This window comes from Halobacillus sp. ABR2_026 (genome assembly GCF_056158545.1).
This window is the reverse complement of sequence record NZ_JBSWTM010000001.1, coordinates 3,200,111-3,215,295: the sequence shown is the minus strand read 5'-3', so window position 1 is coordinate 3,215,295 and position 15,185 is coordinate 3,200,111. Positions and strand designations below refer to the sequence as shown.

Annotated in this window: 14 protein-coding genes; all 14 read left to right on the top strand. The window is 46.5% G+C overall.

Translation table 11 applies throughout. From position 1 onward, the window contains the following. The 14 genes from ACXADE_RS16555 to ACXADE_RS16490 all read left to right on the top strand — a co-directional run bounded on the left by ACXADE_RS16555 (position 1) and on the right by ACXADE_RS16490 (position 15,175). Entirely contained in the window at positions 1 to 954 is a 954-nt protein-coding gene (locus ACXADE_RS16555; protein ID WP_474981528.1) for a TraB/GumN family protein, read from the top strand. A gap of 276 nt (positions 955 to 1,230) precedes the next feature. After that, on the top strand, positions 1,231 to 2,061 hold the full coding sequence (locus tag ACXADE_RS16550) for an MIP/aquaporin family protein (protein WP_474981527.1): 831 nt from the start codon (positions 1,231 to 1,233) through the stop codon (positions 2,059 to 2,061). 24 nt (positions 2,062 to 2,085) lie between these two features. Then, positions 2,086 to 3,579 (top strand): glycerol kinase GlpK, encoded by a 1,494-nt coding sequence (gene glpK, locus ACXADE_RS16545; protein ID WP_474981526.1) that lies wholly within the window; start codon positions 2,086 to 2,088, stop codon positions 3,577 to 3,579. A 98-nt stretch (positions 3,580 to 3,677) separates the two neighbouring features. Further along, entirely contained in the window at positions 3,678 to 4,454 is a 777-nt protein-coding gene (locus tag ACXADE_RS16540; RefSeq protein WP_474981525.1) for an IclR family transcriptional regulator, read from the top strand. 109 nt (positions 4,455 to 4,563) lie between these two features. Then, positions 4,564 to 5,208 carry a bifunctional 4-hydroxy-2-oxoglutarate aldolase/2-dehydro-3-deoxy-phosphogluconate aldolase gene (locus tag ACXADE_RS16535; protein ID WP_474981524.1) on the top strand — a complete coding sequence of 215 codons (645 nt, stop codon included), beginning with the start codon at positions 4,564 to 4,566 and terminating at the stop codon, positions 5,206 to 5,208. Then, entirely contained in the window at positions 5,205 to 6,206 is a 1,002-nt protein-coding gene (locus ACXADE_RS16530; RefSeq protein WP_474981523.1) for a 2-dehydro-3-deoxygalactonokinase, read from the top strand. Before ACXADE_RS16535 ends, ACXADE_RS16530 begins: the two co-directional genes overlap by 4 nt. A 43-nt stretch (positions 6,207 to 6,249) precedes the next feature. Then, the gene (gene dgoD, locus ACXADE_RS16525) at positions 6,250 to 7,398 is read left to right on the top strand and encodes a galactonate dehydratase (protein ID WP_474981522.1); all 1,149 of its coding nucleotides are present in this window, start codon (positions 6,250 to 6,252) and stop codon (positions 7,396 to 7,398) included. A gap of 251 nt (positions 7,399 to 7,649) precedes the next feature. Further along, entirely contained in the window at positions 7,650 to 8,315 is a 666-nt protein-coding gene (locus tag ACXADE_RS16520) for a GntR family transcriptional regulator (protein ID WP_474981521.1), read from the top strand. After that, the gene (locus ACXADE_RS16515; protein ID WP_474981520.1) at positions 8,312 to 9,328 is read left to right on the top strand and encodes a DctP family TRAP transporter solute-binding subunit; all 1,017 of its coding nucleotides are present in this window, start codon (positions 8,312 to 8,314) and stop codon (positions 9,326 to 9,328) included. Before ACXADE_RS16520 ends, ACXADE_RS16515 begins: the two co-directional genes overlap by 4 nt. Before the next feature lie 90 nt (positions 9,329 to 9,418). Next, positions 9,419 to 9,919: a TRAP transporter small permease gene (locus tag ACXADE_RS16510; RefSeq protein ID WP_474981519.1), complete on the top strand. Its 501-nt coding sequence runs from the start codon at positions 9,419 to 9,421 to the stop codon at positions 9,917 to 9,919. Beyond that, positions 9,916 to 11,202: a TRAP transporter large permease gene (locus ACXADE_RS16505; protein ID WP_474964593.1), complete on the top strand. Its 1,287-nt coding sequence runs from the start codon at positions 9,916 to 9,918 to the stop codon at positions 11,200 to 11,202. The genes ACXADE_RS16510 and ACXADE_RS16505 overlap by 4 nt, the downstream gene beginning before the upstream one ends. 6 nt (positions 11,203 to 11,208) lie before the next feature. Beyond that, on the top strand, positions 11,209 to 12,162 hold the full coding sequence (locus tag ACXADE_RS16500; RefSeq protein WP_474981518.1) for a D-2-hydroxyacid dehydrogenase: 954 nt from the start codon (positions 11,209 to 11,211) through the stop codon (positions 12,160 to 12,162). Positions 12,163 to 12,178: 16 nt separating this feature from the next. Then, positions 12,179 to 13,885 (top strand): M20/M25/M40 family metallo-hydrolase, encoded by a 1,707-nt coding sequence (locus tag ACXADE_RS16495; RefSeq protein ID WP_474981517.1) that lies wholly within the window; start codon positions 12,179 to 12,181, stop codon positions 13,883 to 13,885. A 12-nt stretch (positions 13,886 to 13,897) separates the two neighbouring features. Further along, positions 13,898 to 15,175: an aspartate aminotransferase family protein gene (locus ACXADE_RS16490; protein ID WP_474981516.1), complete on the top strand. Its 1,278-nt coding sequence runs from the start codon at positions 13,898 to 13,900 to the stop codon at positions 15,173 to 15,175. The last annotated feature ends 10 nt before the right edge of the window (positions 15,176 to 15,185 follow it).

The following is a 15,185-nucleotide window of genomic DNA, read 5'->3' as shown; positions in this document are numbered from 1 at the left end:
ATGAAGCAAACTGAAAAATGGCGATGGTGGATGGTTTTGATGGTGATGGTTTGTGGCTTTGTCATGTTCCCTGGAGTGATTTCTGCAGATGCTTCCGGCAGTAAGGTGAAAGGCATGTGGTCCTGGTTCCCGAATGAGGATATCAATAGTGAAGAATCACGGGAAGAGATGATTGCTTTCGCGAAAGAGAAGGGTGTCAACGTCATATACTTGAACATTGGCGCAAGGGAGGACCTTCCCTATATTCAAAAGCATCCGGACCATTATCGAGCGTTTATTGAACGTGCTCATGAAAACGGCATTGAAGTCCATGCCCTGGACGGTGCTGCAGAGTGGGCCCTGGCAGAAAACAGACGCGTCCCCTTGTCACGTTTGTTCGACGTCATGAAATATAACCGGAAAGCGGATAAAGATCAGCGCTTTGACGGCATCCAGTTTGATATTGAACCTTATTTACTGGATGCATGGGATACGGAAGAACGAGCGGACGTCATCGATCAATATTTGAAAGGGTTGCACATCATCGAATCGGTTGTGAGTGTTTACAACTGGAAGCATGATTTCGAGTTCATGGTCGCTATGCCGTTCTGGTTTGATGGGGATAAATATGAAACCACTTATCATGGGGTCACGAAGCCTCTTTCCAATCACGTCATGGACATCGTGAGTGATGGAGTGGTGATCATGGCTTATCGGGATTTTGCGGAAGGTAAGGATTCCATCACCTATCATACGGATCACGAAATCCAATACGGCAATGAGATTAACCGCACCGTAGTCCTTGGCGTAGAGACGCAGTACTTAGAACCTTATGAAAAAGTGTCTTTCTTTGAAGAAGGTGAAACTTATATGAATGAACAACTGCAGATCCTCCATCAGATGTACCAGGACGAACCTTCCTATGCGGGACAGGCGATTCATAAATATCAAAGCTATCAGACGATGAAGCCGTAGACCATCGCTTTTACGTCAAGGCCACCTGGATGTTTAACGTCTGAGTGGTCTTGTCTTTTTTTCAAAGGTGGAAGTTCCTTTTCAAGAATGAATGGAAAAAACATCCTTGAAATTATGTTTGACACCGCTTTCATAAAGGAGTACAATCAGCATTACAAGTTAAGGTTGTGACGGAGACATGGAGACTCACACGAAAGCCGGACGTTTATCGTCTGGTGAATCGTTGTGGGTCTTTTTTTCGTTCCAACCCAGCCATCCAAGAAAGGAGTGTTCGATATGTCAGTGTTTTTAGCTGAACTTATTGGCACCATGATTTTGATCATCTTTGGCGGCGGAGTCGTCGGAGGGGTCGTATTAAAAAATTCAAAAGCGGAAGGTTCCGGCTGGATTGTCATCACGATTGCCTGGGGACTCGCGGTAACGATGGGCGTTTATGCCGTCGGTGGTTTTTCAGGGGCACACCTTAACCCGGCCGTAACCTTAGGGCTCGCCTCCGTTGGGGACTTTCCATGGGCGGACGTACCTGCTTACATCGCTGCCCAGATGATCGGAGCTTTCATCGGCGCGGGCATTGTCTTTCTGAACTACCTGCCTCACTGGAAGGCAACAGAAGATCAAGGAGCGAAACGGGCGGTATTCTCTACCGATCCTGCAATCCGCAGTCCTTTTTCCAACCTGCTCAGTGAGATGATCGGGACATTCGTTCTGTTGATGGGTCTTCTATTCATTGGAGCCAATGAATTTACCGAAGGATTGAATCCCCTCATTGTTGGAGCTTTGATTGTGGCTATCGGGATGTCCATTGGTGGAACGACCGGATATGCGATCAACCCCGCCCGTGACCTGGGTCCAAGAATTGCCCACGCTTTGCTTCCGATTCCGGGAAAAGGTGGGTCAGACTGGGGCTATGCCTGGATTCCTGTCGTAGGACCGATTCTTGGAGGAATTTATGGAGCTCTGTTTTACAAAGCGACCTTTATGCAGGAGTTCTCCGTACCATTCTGGGTTTTATCTGGAATCGTTTCCGTTATTATCCTGGGAGCGGTCAATTCTGAGTTGAAGAAAGGCCAGACCGTCAGTGGACAGTTAGAGGAGAAAATTAGTTAATCATACCAAAAGGAGATGTTGGATATGCAAAACCAATACATTCTATCGATTGATCAAGGGACCACAAGTTCAAGAGCCATTCTTTTCGATCAGGCAGGAAAAATCGTTGAAACAGCTCAAAAAGAATTTGAACAGTTCTTTCCAAAACCAGGCTGGGTCGAGCACGACGCTAATGAAATTTGGACCTCTGTTCTTGCTTGTATAGCTGACGTGTTAAGAAAAGCAGATGTTACGGCCGGGCAGATTTCCGGTATCGGGATAACCAACCAGCGGGAAACGGCGGTTGTATGGGATAAAAATACTGGAAAGCCGATCTACCATGCTGTGGTCTGGCAGTCTCGTCAAACTGAGGATATTTGTAAAGAATTACGTGCAGCTGGTCACAATGAGCGGTTCCGTAAAAAGACAGGCCTGTTGCTGGACCCTTATTTCTCCGGGACCAAAGTGAAATGGATCTTGGACCATGTAGAAGGAGCGCGTGAGAAAGCGGAAAATGGTGAGTTGCTATTCGGAACGATTGATTCATGGCTCGTTTACAAGCTGTCTGGTGGAAAAACGCATATCACGGATTATTCCAATGCTTCCCGTACGTTGATGTACAACATTTATGATTTGAAATGGGACGAAGAACTCCTGGATATCCTCGGTGTGCCAGCTTCTATGCTGCCGGAAGTGAAACCGTCTTCAAAAATTTATGCGAAAACCGTTGATTATCACTTCTTTGGTCAGGAAGTACCCATTGCCGGTATCGCTGGAGATCAGCAGGCGGCATTGTTTGGTCAGGGCTGTTTTGAAAAAGGAATGGCGAAAAACACATATGGTACCGGCTGCTTTATGTTGATGAACACAGGGGAAGAAGGCGTAGCTTCTGAGCATGGACTTTTGACAACGCTCGCGTGGGGCATTGACGGAAAAGTGGAATATGCTCTTGAAGGAAGCATCTTCGTTGCAGGATCAGCCATTCAGTGGCTCCGGGATGGCTTGGCCCTTATCGAAAGCGCTTCAGAAACAGAAGCTTTGGCTACAGGTGTAGAATCTTCCGACGGCGTGTATATGGTTCCTGCATTTGTCGGACTCGGAACGCCTTACTGGGACAGTGAAGCCCGCGGGGCGATGTTCGGGTTGACACGTGGAACGACGAAGGAGCACTTTGTCCGTGCCACACTGGAATCGCTCGCTTATCAGACGAAAGATGTGCTGGATGCTATGATCGCTGATTCAGGCATCGATCTTAAAGCGTTACGCGTCGATGGCGGGGCCGTTAAAAATAACTTCCTCATGCAGTTCCAGAGTGACATTCTCGGCGTCCAGGTCGAGCGTCCGGTCGTCCAGGAAACGACGGCTCTCGGAGCAGCTTATCTGGCAGGCCTTGCGGTCGGATATTGGAACGATAAAGAGGATATACGGAAGCAATCTGAAAATGATCGTACGTTCCAAGCTGAAATGAGTGAAGAAGAAAAGAACAACCTTTATAAAGGCTGGCAGAAAGCAGTCGAAGCGACGAGACAGTTCAAGTAATGGATGATAAGGACGAGGACCGGCGGAATATCGTCGGTCCTTTGTTTGGCTTTATGATATAATTTTGTTGTAACTTTAGCAGATGGGTGGTTTTAGGAATGGCCAAAAAAGAAGCAGTGACCGTTCAATCCGTCGACAGGGCTTTACATATTATGAACATCCTGAAAGAACATCCGAAAGGGCTGGGAGTGACGGAACTGTCCCACCGGCTGGATGTTTCCAAAAGCACGATCCACCGGCTGGTGAGTTCTCTCCTCATCCAGGGCTATGTGAAGCAGGAGTCGGAAACAGAAAGGTACCAGCTTGGATTGAAGTTGATAGAACTCGGGGAAGTCGTTTCGAGTCAATTGAATATCCGCAGCATCGCTGCGCCTTATTTGAACCAGCTCGCCGGGGATACGGGAGAAACTGTCCACCTAGTCATGATGGATCAACTGGAGATCGTCTATATTGATAAGACGGAACCGGAAACGACCATCCGGATGTTTTCCCGCATCGGAAAAAGGTCACCGATGCACTGTACAGGTGTAGGTAAAGCAATGCTCGCTTTTTTACCGGAAGAGAAAATAGACGAAGTATTAACGGAACGACCGATGACAAAATTCACGGAACATACCATCATCGATCCAGGCGAGATGAAAAAGCACCTGGCTGAAATCCGCAGCCGTGGCGTAGCGTTCGATCTGGAAGAACACGAATATGGCATCCAGTGTGCAGCAGCCCCTTTGTTCGATCATCATGGTCGTGTCATAGCTGGAATTAGTGTGGCTGGACCGAAGATGAGAGTCGATGAGGAAAAGTTGCAGCAGCTGGCGGAAGATTTGAAGAGGGTTTCGCGAGAGATTTCAGGGTTGCTCGGTTTGCCTGGAAGTTGACAGCGTTTTCAGCAGGGGATATACTTTTTATAAAATTTGAAAAGCTGTTCCTCTTTTTTTGTTACATAATTGGAACAGTGTTCCTTAATAAGGAACGAGGAGGTTTATTATGAATCAAGCGATTGAGCGGATCAATAAGGAGAAGGTTGTCGCTATCGTAAGGCTTGAGCGTATCGAATCCGTCGAACGCTTAGCGCAGGCTTTGTATGAGGGCGGAATCCGGGTGGTTGAAATCACATTAAACACACCGGGAGCATTAGAAGGTTTGAAGACAATGAAAGAAAAATTTCAGAATGAACTATTCGTCGGTGCCGGGACAGTTCTCGACGCGGATGGAGCAGAGGCGGCGATCGATGCAGGTGCTGATTTCCTGCTCGCGCCAACACTAAAAAAAGAAACCATCGAGATTGGGAATCGCAGAGGAATTCCTGTCATCCCAGGAGTCATGACACCTACAGAAGCTTTGACGGCCTATGAATGGGGAGCGAAGCTTGTCAAAGTCTTTCCGGCCCGGTCGGTCGGGTTCCAGTTTGCGAAGGATCTGGCAGGACCGCTTCCTTCCATTCAAGTGATGGCTGTCGGCGGAGTATCGGTCGACAATGTGGCTGATTACTTGAAATCCGGATGGGCTTCGGTCGGCATCGGCAGTTCATTGGTGAGCGGAAACATAAATATGGATGAAGTGAAAGCAAGAGCGGTCGAGTTGATTCAAAAACGGGACGAAATCATAAACCAAAATGAGGTGAGACATTGATCATCCTGATTGATACGGGTACAACAAATTCCCGCATACGTTTAGTGAAGGAAGAGGATAAAGTAGTGATCGGAGTAGTGAAGCTTCCGATCGGTGTTCGGAATACTGCGATTGACGGTAGCAATGAACGTTTGAAGCAGGAGCTTTCGAAAGGCGTGGCTCAATTGCTGGAAGAGCATTCTTTTACAGGAGAAGACATCCGTTACATCGTCGCAGCAGGCATGATCACCTCTAATCTCGGACTCTATGAAGTCCCTCATGTAGAGTCACCAGCAGGCATCGAGGATTTCATCCAGGGAGCGAAAATCGTGGAGGCAGAAGAGTTTTTCCATATCCCTTGCCTCTATGTACCGGGAATGAAGAACAGCGTAACTGATTCCCTGAAAGAAGACTTGGAGGTCATTGACCAGTACGATGTGATGCGAGGAGAAGAAGTCGAGACTTACGGCCTGTTGGAACAAATTCCTGCAGAAGGCAAAGGGATCATGATCCTCCCAGGGTCGCATACGAAATATGTCCTCGTCGGGGAGGACCAGAAACTGTTGAGCTGCCGTTCCACTCTTGGTGGAGAGATGTTGAAGGCTGTAAGGGACCAAACGATTCTATCGGACTCTTTGAATGAAAAGCTGGTGGATGAAGTCGATCCCTACTATCTATTGAAAGGATTTGAAGCGGCCAGAAAATCCGGAGTGACGCGCAGTCTATACCAGATCCGTCTTCTGCAGCTGTTCTCAGACTTGAGTGAGAATGAGCGGGCGAACTACTATGCCGGAGCCGTTTTGTCCTATGATATAGATGCATTGGCGCAAATGCTCGAGGAAGAAGGAGTATCCTGGGTTACGATCGGTGGTTCCGAGCCGCTGCGAAGTATTTTTTATCATTTACTTGTCCAGGAGAATTACCCAGTCTCTATTCAAATGGCGGATGATGATCAAGTGGAGACGGCTGCGGTTTATGGAGCGTTGGAAGTCGGCAGACAGTTCGTTATGAATCTATGAAAATAGACACACAAGGAAAAATATATATGGAGGAGTCGATGGTATGAAAATCGTAAGCTACGAACTATTTCAAGTCCCCCCTCGCTGGTTGTTTCTAAAAATAGAAACGAGTGAAGGCCTGACAGGCTGGGGAGAGCCCGTTATTGAAGGCAGAGCTCATACGGTGAAAGCAGCGGTTGAAGAATTGATGGAGGGTTTGATCGGTGAAGATCCTCTACGCATTGAAGATCATTGGAACAGGATGTATAGAGGCGGATTTTACCGAGGCGGCCCGATCATGATGAGTGCATTAGCTGGCATCGACCAGGCGTTGTGGGATATCAAAGGGAAGTTCTATAACGCTCCCATTTATCAACTGCTCGGTGGTGCCTGCCGCGATTCCATCAAAGTCTATTCCTGGATCGGCGGCGATCGGCCATCCGATGTCGGAAAAGCGGCCCAGGAAGCCGTCTCCACAGGATTCACTGCCGTCAAAATGAACGGAACGGAAGAACTGCAGTATATCGATTCGTACAGCAAAATCGATGAAGCGGTCGAAAGAGTCGCGAGTGTAAGAGAAAGTGTTGGGAAAGATGTCGGCATCGGCATCGACTTTCACGGCAGAGTCCATAAACCGATGGCAAAAATCCTGGCCAAAGAACTGGAACCTTACCGCCCAATGTTCATCGAAGAGCCGGTATTATCTGAACAAAATGATGCGTTGAAAGATATCGCCGCCCATACTTCGATTCCCATTGCGACCGGTGAAAGAATGTATTCCCGATGGGATTTCAAAAACCTCTTGTCCGATGGCGTCGTCGACATTATCCAGCCTGATCTCTCCCATGCCGGTGGAATCACCGAAGTGAAAAAAATCGCCTCCATGGCGGAAGCCTATGATGTCGCACTCGCGCCACACTGTCCATTAGGACCGATTGCATTGGCCTCCTGCCTCCATGTTGATGCGACAGCCCACAATGCTTTCATTCAGGAGCAGAGTTTAGGGATTCACTACAATAAAGAGAATGATCTATTAGACTATGTGAAAGACCGGAGCGTGTTCGATTACGATGACGGACATGTCTCGTTTCCTGCTGGTCCGGGTCTCGGAATTGAGATTGATGAAGATTACGTCCGAAAGCGTGCGGAAGAAGGTCATAATTGGCGGAATCCGATTTGGAGACATAGGGATGGGAGTATAGCGGAGTGGTAAAGGTCGAGAAGTAAACAGATATATAATGGATCATGATAAGAACTACGGGGCATGCCTCGTAGTTCTTATTATTTGGTTAAGAGCTATTAATCATTCTAATAAGTAAAGAACGTGAAAGAACCATTATTTTCTTAAATTTTCTGAAAAGTGTTGACATTCAGTCATTTGACGAGCACAATAAGACTTAAGATTTCTGTATACAGTATACAGAATGCGAAATACAGAATACTTAAACGATGGAGGAAGGTTTCGTGGAAAGAATTGCTCGTACCGAAACATTGATGGAACAAGCCTATAAGGCGATCAAAGCATCCATCATTAATAATGAAGTTTTTCCTGGAGATTATTTAACAGAAGAGAAAATTGCTTCTCAATTGGGAATTAGTCGAACCCCTATTCGGGAGGCTTTAAAGAAGTTAGCCTTTGAAGGGCTTGTGGAGGTGAAGAAAGGAAGTAAAGCAAGAGTCAGTTCGGTTTCACCAGAAAATGCACACGATTTTTTATTGGTTCGTGAGCGTTTGGAGTCGATGGCTGCAGGTTTAGCATGCAGTCTGGCGACGCAAGAAGATGTGAAAGAGCTTCGCAGGTTATCAGATTTGCAGCGTGCTTCAGTCGCTGAAAAGAACTTTCATAAGTTTATCGACCTTGATTATGCGTTTCATTCGTACATCGCCGAGATATCTGGAAATAATAAATTAAAAGAGTTCATTGAGAATTTAAACAGCCAGATCCAACGTTTTTTGATATTGACGAGTACTCTATCCAATAGTGCGATTGGCGCAGTGGAGGAGCATTACCAAGTCATTGATGCAATTGAGAAAGATGATCCAAAACAGGCAGAGTGTGCAATGGAAACACACATAAAACAAGTTACAAAAAGAATTATCAATCATAACGGGGAGGAAGTTAAAAGATGAAAAAATGGTTATTACCGATTGTTGGTTTGTTGGTATCTTCTGCATTAGTAGGGTGTAGCAGTGATGAAGCAAGTTCAGAAGGGGGAGGGGATACATACGAAATCCAAGTTGCCCACTTAGTAAGTGAAGAACAATCGACACACGTGGCATTAGAATCTTTTATTGAGCGTGTGGAAGAAAGGTCGGATGGTCAACTTCAAATCGAAGCGTACCCGAACGGATCCTTATATGCTTCTGACCGAGAAGCCATTGAAGCAGTTCAAATGGGGAATCTTGAGATGACGATCCCTGCGGTTGCACCTCTTTCCGGTTTCAATAGTAAATTCATGGTGTTTGATTTACCATTCCTTTTCAAGACAAAGGAAGCCGCATATTCTGCGCTGGATGGGGAATTAGGCGAGTCTTTGTTAACAGATCTTGAAGATGAAGGGTTTAAGGGGCTGGCTTTCGGTGAAAATGGGTTCCGTCATATCCTCAATAATGAAGGTCCGATTGAAAACCCTAGTGATTTGGATGGTTTGAAGTTGAGAACAATGGAAAACCCTGTCCACACAGATACATTTAATGCCTTAGGAGCAAATGCTTCACCATTTGCCTTTGGTGAACTTTATACCTCTTTGCAACAAGGTACATACGATGCGATGGAAAGTCCAGTATCCCTTGTCTACACAAACAAATTCTACGAAGTCCAAGATTATTTGACCGTCAGTGGCCACTTCTATGCCGCTACAATTCTACTTATGAACAAAGATTTTATGGACAGCCTCCCAGAAGAACTACAGACGATCCTCCAAGAAGAAGCAAAAACCTACAGAGACGAACAACGTAAACTCGCAAGTGAGCAAGATGAGCAGTTCCTGAAAGAATTGCAGGAAAATGAAGGGTTGAACGTCAATGAATTGACTCCGGAACAAAAGGATCAGTTCATTCAAGCCACTCAATCCGTGTATGACGATTACGAAGATGAAATTGGTGCGGATTTAATCGAACAGGCGAAAGCAGCGAACGAATAATAAGAGAGAGCGGTGGGGTGATGAGCTCCACCGGGCTCTTTTCATTTGTTCAAAAACGGAAAGAGGCGTGATTATCAAAGGAGAGACATGATGAAGACATTTATAGATGAAAGGTTAGAAGAAATACTCATTGTCATCACGATGGCCTTAATGGTACTTCTCATTTTTTATCAAGTAGTATCGCGTTACGTGTTCAATGACTCGATGAGCTGGACAGAAGAATTAGCCCGTTACATACATATTTGGCAGGTGTGGATTGCGGCAAGTTTTGCGGTTCGCAAAGGCAAGCACATTAAAGTGGAGATGTTCAAAGATCTGCTGCCCCCGCTCTATCGAAGAATCATAGACTTCATTGCCCTTGGTCTTTGGTTCTTTGTTGCAGTGACGCTTGCCTATGTCGGGAGCGATGTAATTCTCAGCTTGATAGAGCAAGGACAAGTATCCCCTGCGATGAGGGTCCCGATGTGGTGGGCGTATCTTGCAATTCCCGCAGGTGGTTTGTTGATGTCCATCCGTTTGATTCAACAATTCCTCCTCCTCATCAAGAATCCGAATCGAGACTACTCCTCTTCGGAAGGTGAACAATTATGACGATATTAATCTTATTTGGTACGTTGTTTCTATTTATCATCATCAATGTTCCGATTGCGATTGCTCTCGGGTTGTCATCGATCTTTACGATTTTATTTACAACCAATATGAATTTGACGATTGTCGCCCAGCGAGCCTTTACCTCGCTCGATTCCTTTCCATTAATGGCCATCCCGTTTTTTATGCTGGCAGGGATCTTAATGGGAAAAGGGGGAGTGTCCAAGCGGATTCTAAACTTCGCCAGTGCGCTCGTCGGTTGGATTGTCGGTGGACTGGCGATGGTCACAGTTGTAGCGTGTATGTTTTTCTCTGCCATTTCAGGATCTGGGCCGGCAACGGTTGCCGCTATTGGTTCATTCATGATTCCGGAAATGAAGCGCCGAAATTATGGGGAAGGATTCGCTTCTGCCATTACGGCCGCATCCGGTTCCATAGGGGTCATTATCCCGCCTAGTATTCCCTTCGTTCTGTACGGGGTTGTCGGAAGTGTTTCTGTCGGAAGCATGTTCTTAGCCGGAATCATCCCGGGAATTATCATCGGAATATGTCTGCTTGCGATTTCGTATGTCATTTCAAAAAAGAATGATTACAAACCGGCTGTAGAATCCTTTTCGTTCAAGGATGTTGTTCGCACGTTTTGGGAAGCGAAGTGGGCGTTGCTCATACCTTTCATCATTCTTGGCGGGATTTACGGAAGCGTTTTCTCTCCGACGGAAGCAGCTGTAGTGGCCGTCGTTTATGCCATCGTCGTCGGTCTGTTCGTTTACCGGGAACTCAGCTGGAAAGATGTCTATGACGCGCTGTCTGAGGCAGCTGTCATTAACGGGGCAACGATGATTATCATCGGCTTGTCCATTTCGTTTTCCTTCCTCATGACGTCAGAACGTGTTCCGATGACGATTGCGGAGTTCTTGACGAATTTGTCACAGAATCCGTTTGTCATTCTCCTTTTGATTAACATTTTACTTCTGATCGTCGGAGCGTTCATTGATACGATTTCCGCGCTTGTTGTTCTGGCGCCGATTCTGTTGCCGGTGGTCACGGCGCTTGGCGTTGATCCTGTCCACTTCGGCGTCGTATTGGTCGCGAACCTTGCTATTGGGTTCATTACACCGCCTGTAGGCGTCAACTTATTCGTTGCTTCAAATATAAGCGGAACAAGAATTGAGAGCATATCTAAAGCGATTCTGCCAATCTTATTGGTCTTGATTGTGTCGCTCTTAATCATTACCTTTGTTCCTTCCTTATCTCTATATCTACCAGAACTTTATGATGGGAGGTAAACGGCCATGATCGTAAGTACTTCGGATGAATGGAGACAAACCCATATAGAAAGCTGGCAGCGGGAGAACAAAGAAGACGTTCTCATCTATTCATGTCTCGATGAAGTCCCTCAAGACGTCCGCAGTGAAACGGATGTTTTGATTACCTTCGGAAATGATTTGACGAATGAGAATATCCACCATTTTGAGTCATTGAAATGGATCCAGCTGTTAAGCGCAGGTTTGGAAGATCTTCCTTTTGAAGAATTACGAGATAAGCAGCTGTTGATTACAAATGCCAGAGGTGTTCACTGCCGGTCTATGAAGGAATACGTGATCGGAGCAATGCTCCATTTTGAAAAACACTTCCACCGCTTCCTGCAATTAAAGGAAAACCGGGTCTGGGAACGAGAGACGTTGGTCGGGGAATTGGTCGACCGCAGAGTCCTGGTCTTCGGTACAGGCACGATAGGATGCGAAATTGGGCAAGCCGCTCAATTTTTCGGGATGAGGATCGATGGGGTGAACACAAGGGGAAGCTTCAAAGAGCCTTTTGAACGGGTGTACACGATGGAGGAAGGGCTTGATCGGCTTGGTGAATACGATTATGTCCTTTCGGTTCTTCCCTACACACCGTCAACGAAAAATATTTTCTCTCATGAAAAGCTCGGTCGTCTCCATCACGAGGCTGTATTTATGAACTTGGGTCGTGGAGGTGTCGTTGATGAAGAAGCTCTTGCCGCTTATTTGAAGCAGGAGAAAATAAAAGGCGCGGTGCTGGATGTCTTCGTCGAAGAGCCCCTCCCACGTGACCATGTTTTTTGGGAATTGCCCAACTTGCTGTTGACTCCTCACATGTCAGCGAAATCGGATCATTATATGACGAGGTGTATGGAGATCTTTTTGGAGAACTATCGCAAATTCACGGGAAACGAACAGCATCGAATGAGAAATCTCGTCGACCTGGCCAAATACTATTAAAGGAAGGAGCGTTCCTATGAATCTATCTTCTCATGCAGATGCGCTGGAACCGAAGAGTCCGGAAACTCTCTACAACGAAATTCGCGACCTCAAAGATGCAGACAAGATCGAGCGATTGACGGAAGCTTTTGTACATATTCCAAGCATTAACGGGACCTCAGGAGAAGTCACAATCGCGGAGTATCTGGAAGCGTTCATTCGAAAGATTCCCTATTTTAAAGAACGACCAGAAGCTGTATGGACACAACAGCTGCACAACGATTCTCTAGGAAGAAAAAATGTGTACGCGATCATTCGGAATCCTAAGTATGAAGAAACGGTACTTTATCACTCCCACATGGACACGGTGGGCATCGATGATTTTGGGAAATTGAAGGGGCTTGCGTACAATCCGGATCAACTGAACGAACATTTCGCCAAACATGCCCCAACGCCTGAAGTTCGTAGTCACGCACGAAGTGGCGATTGGATGTTCGGACGCGGTTCTGTGGATATGAAAAGCGGGATCGCAGTTCACTTAGTGAACCTTATCCATTTTTCCCAGAGGGCGGAGGAGCTTAAAGGAAATATTCTCCTTATGCTGAATCCCATTGAAGAAAACGAGCACACCGGGATCATAGACTCGGTGGGGGAGCTTCAACGCCTCCAAGAAGAGTGGAAGTTGGAGTTGAAGGTAGCCATCAACAATGACTTTGTAACGGAGCTGTACCCTGGCGACCCGAACTATTACATGTATACGGGGGCTATCGGGAAATTGCTTCCGTGCTTCTCCATTTACGGGCGGGAAGCCCACGTTGGGGAAACGCTGACAGGGGTCGATCCAACGTTGATTTCAGCAGAGATCAACCGGCGCATCAACAATAATATGGAATTTTCAGAGCGGATCAGTGGTGAACATATGCTTCCACCGACCTGCCTGCATCAGCGTGATCAGAAAGATTTCTATAATGTACAGACGCCTCTCGCCAGCCGGCTCTACTTCAATTATTTCATCTATGAATCTTCACCAGATGAAGTGATGGCAAAGCTTGTTTCCAAAACGGCTGAAGCCTGTGCGTCCACACAAAGGCATATGGAGAAGCAGTATCAAACGTTTTTAAATACGGGGAATTACCCGGACCACGAAGGACTCACCTGGGATGTTTCCATTTATACGTATGAAGAATATATTCGTCACCTTGAAGGGCAGGGAATCGATGTCAAAACTTTCATTAAGGAGCTGGATTACTCTCAGGAGACGATGGACAAAAGGGAAATCGCCTTCCAAGTTGTAGAAAGCTTACAGAGTATCGACCCTGATAAACACCCTAAAGTCGTCATATTCTTTGCACCGCCTTACTGCCCGCACAACTTTTTGCGGGAAGAGATCGATAGTGAAAAGAGAATCATAGATGTGCTTCGAGAAGTAACGGACCAAAACAAGAATCAGGTGGAAGGAACTTTTGCTGTCAAAAAGTTCTTTCCGTTCTTATCGGACAGCAGTTATTTATCGCTGCACGATTCAGAGGAAGAAGTGCAGGCCTTGATTGATAACTTTCCAGAGTATCATGAAATCTATCCAGTACCGATTCAGGAGATTCGTAAGTTGAATATCCCATCGATCAACATGGGTGTCTATGGAAAGGATGCGCACAAATATACAGAACGCGTGTATAAACCCTACACGTTCAAAACGTTACCGCAGTTGACTCGTCAGGTTACGGAGAAAATTTTTCAAAACTAGGAGGTACGACCAATGGTGCAAATGACAAAAAGCTTATATGAACGTGCGAGTGAAGTAACGCCACCGACAGCTTCCCGTGCAACGACATTAGGAATGGTGAAAGCCGAAGGCCATTATTTATTCAGTGAGGATGGAACGAAGTATTTAGATTTTGCGAGTGGTGTAGCCGTGACGAACGTTGGTCACAACCACCCGAAAGTCGTGGAGGCAGCGAAAGCACAGCTCGATGAAATGATCCATGGCGGACACAATGTCGTCTACTACCCGTCGTATGTGAAGCTCGCGGAGAAGCTGAACGAGTTGAACGGTGGAGATCAGATGGTGTATTTCAGCAACAGCGGGGCCGAAGCGAATGAAGGCGCCATTAAACTTGCGAAAAAAGTGACGAAACGTCCAGCGGTGATCTCCTTCAAACGAGGCTTCCATGGTCGTACGATTGCGGCAACGTCCATTACCGCTTCGAACGCGGCGTACCGTAAGGATTATGAAGGGCTGCTTCCGAGTGTCTACTATGCAGACTATCCTTATGCTTACCAGACGGGACTTTCGGAAGAAACAGAAGTCGAGCGCTGCCTCGCTCAACTGCAGGAACTGTTCGATTTCCAAGTCCACCCTGAGAGTGTTGCTGCGATCATTCTCGAGCCTGTTCAAGGCGAAGGCGGATATATCGTTCCACCGAAGAGCTTCCTGGAAAAACTTCGCACCCTTTGTGATGAGCATGGCATCCTTCTTATTTTTGACGAAATCCAAACGGGTTTCGGACGTACGGGTGAAATGTTCGCCTATCAGCATTTCGGTGTAAAACCAGACATTTTAACGCTTGCGAAAGGGATTGCAGCGGGCTTCCCACTCAGTGCGATTGTGGCACCGAAAAAAATCATGGAACAGTGGCCGGCCGGCACCCACGGAGGGACTTACGGAGGAAATCCTGTAGCATGTGCTGCGTCTCTTGCTTCTATCGACATTTTAGAAAAAGAAGGTTTGCCAAATGCCAAAAATCAAGGCGCTTACTTCAAGGAAGCTCTCATCCAATTGAAAGAACGGGTGAAAGGGATCGGAGATGTTCGTGGTGTCGGACTGATGCTTGCCATCGAACTTCGTAAAGAGGATGGTTCTCCAGATTCCGATATGCTTTCTAAAATCAGATCAGAAGCATTGAATGAAGGTATTATTCTACTAGGTTGCGGAACGAAGAAGAATGTCCTGCGTTTCATTCCACCAACAACAGTTAAGCGTGCAGAAATTGATCGAGTAATCAACGTCGTTGAACAAGTTTTGACGGAAAAATAGGAGGGGCCTT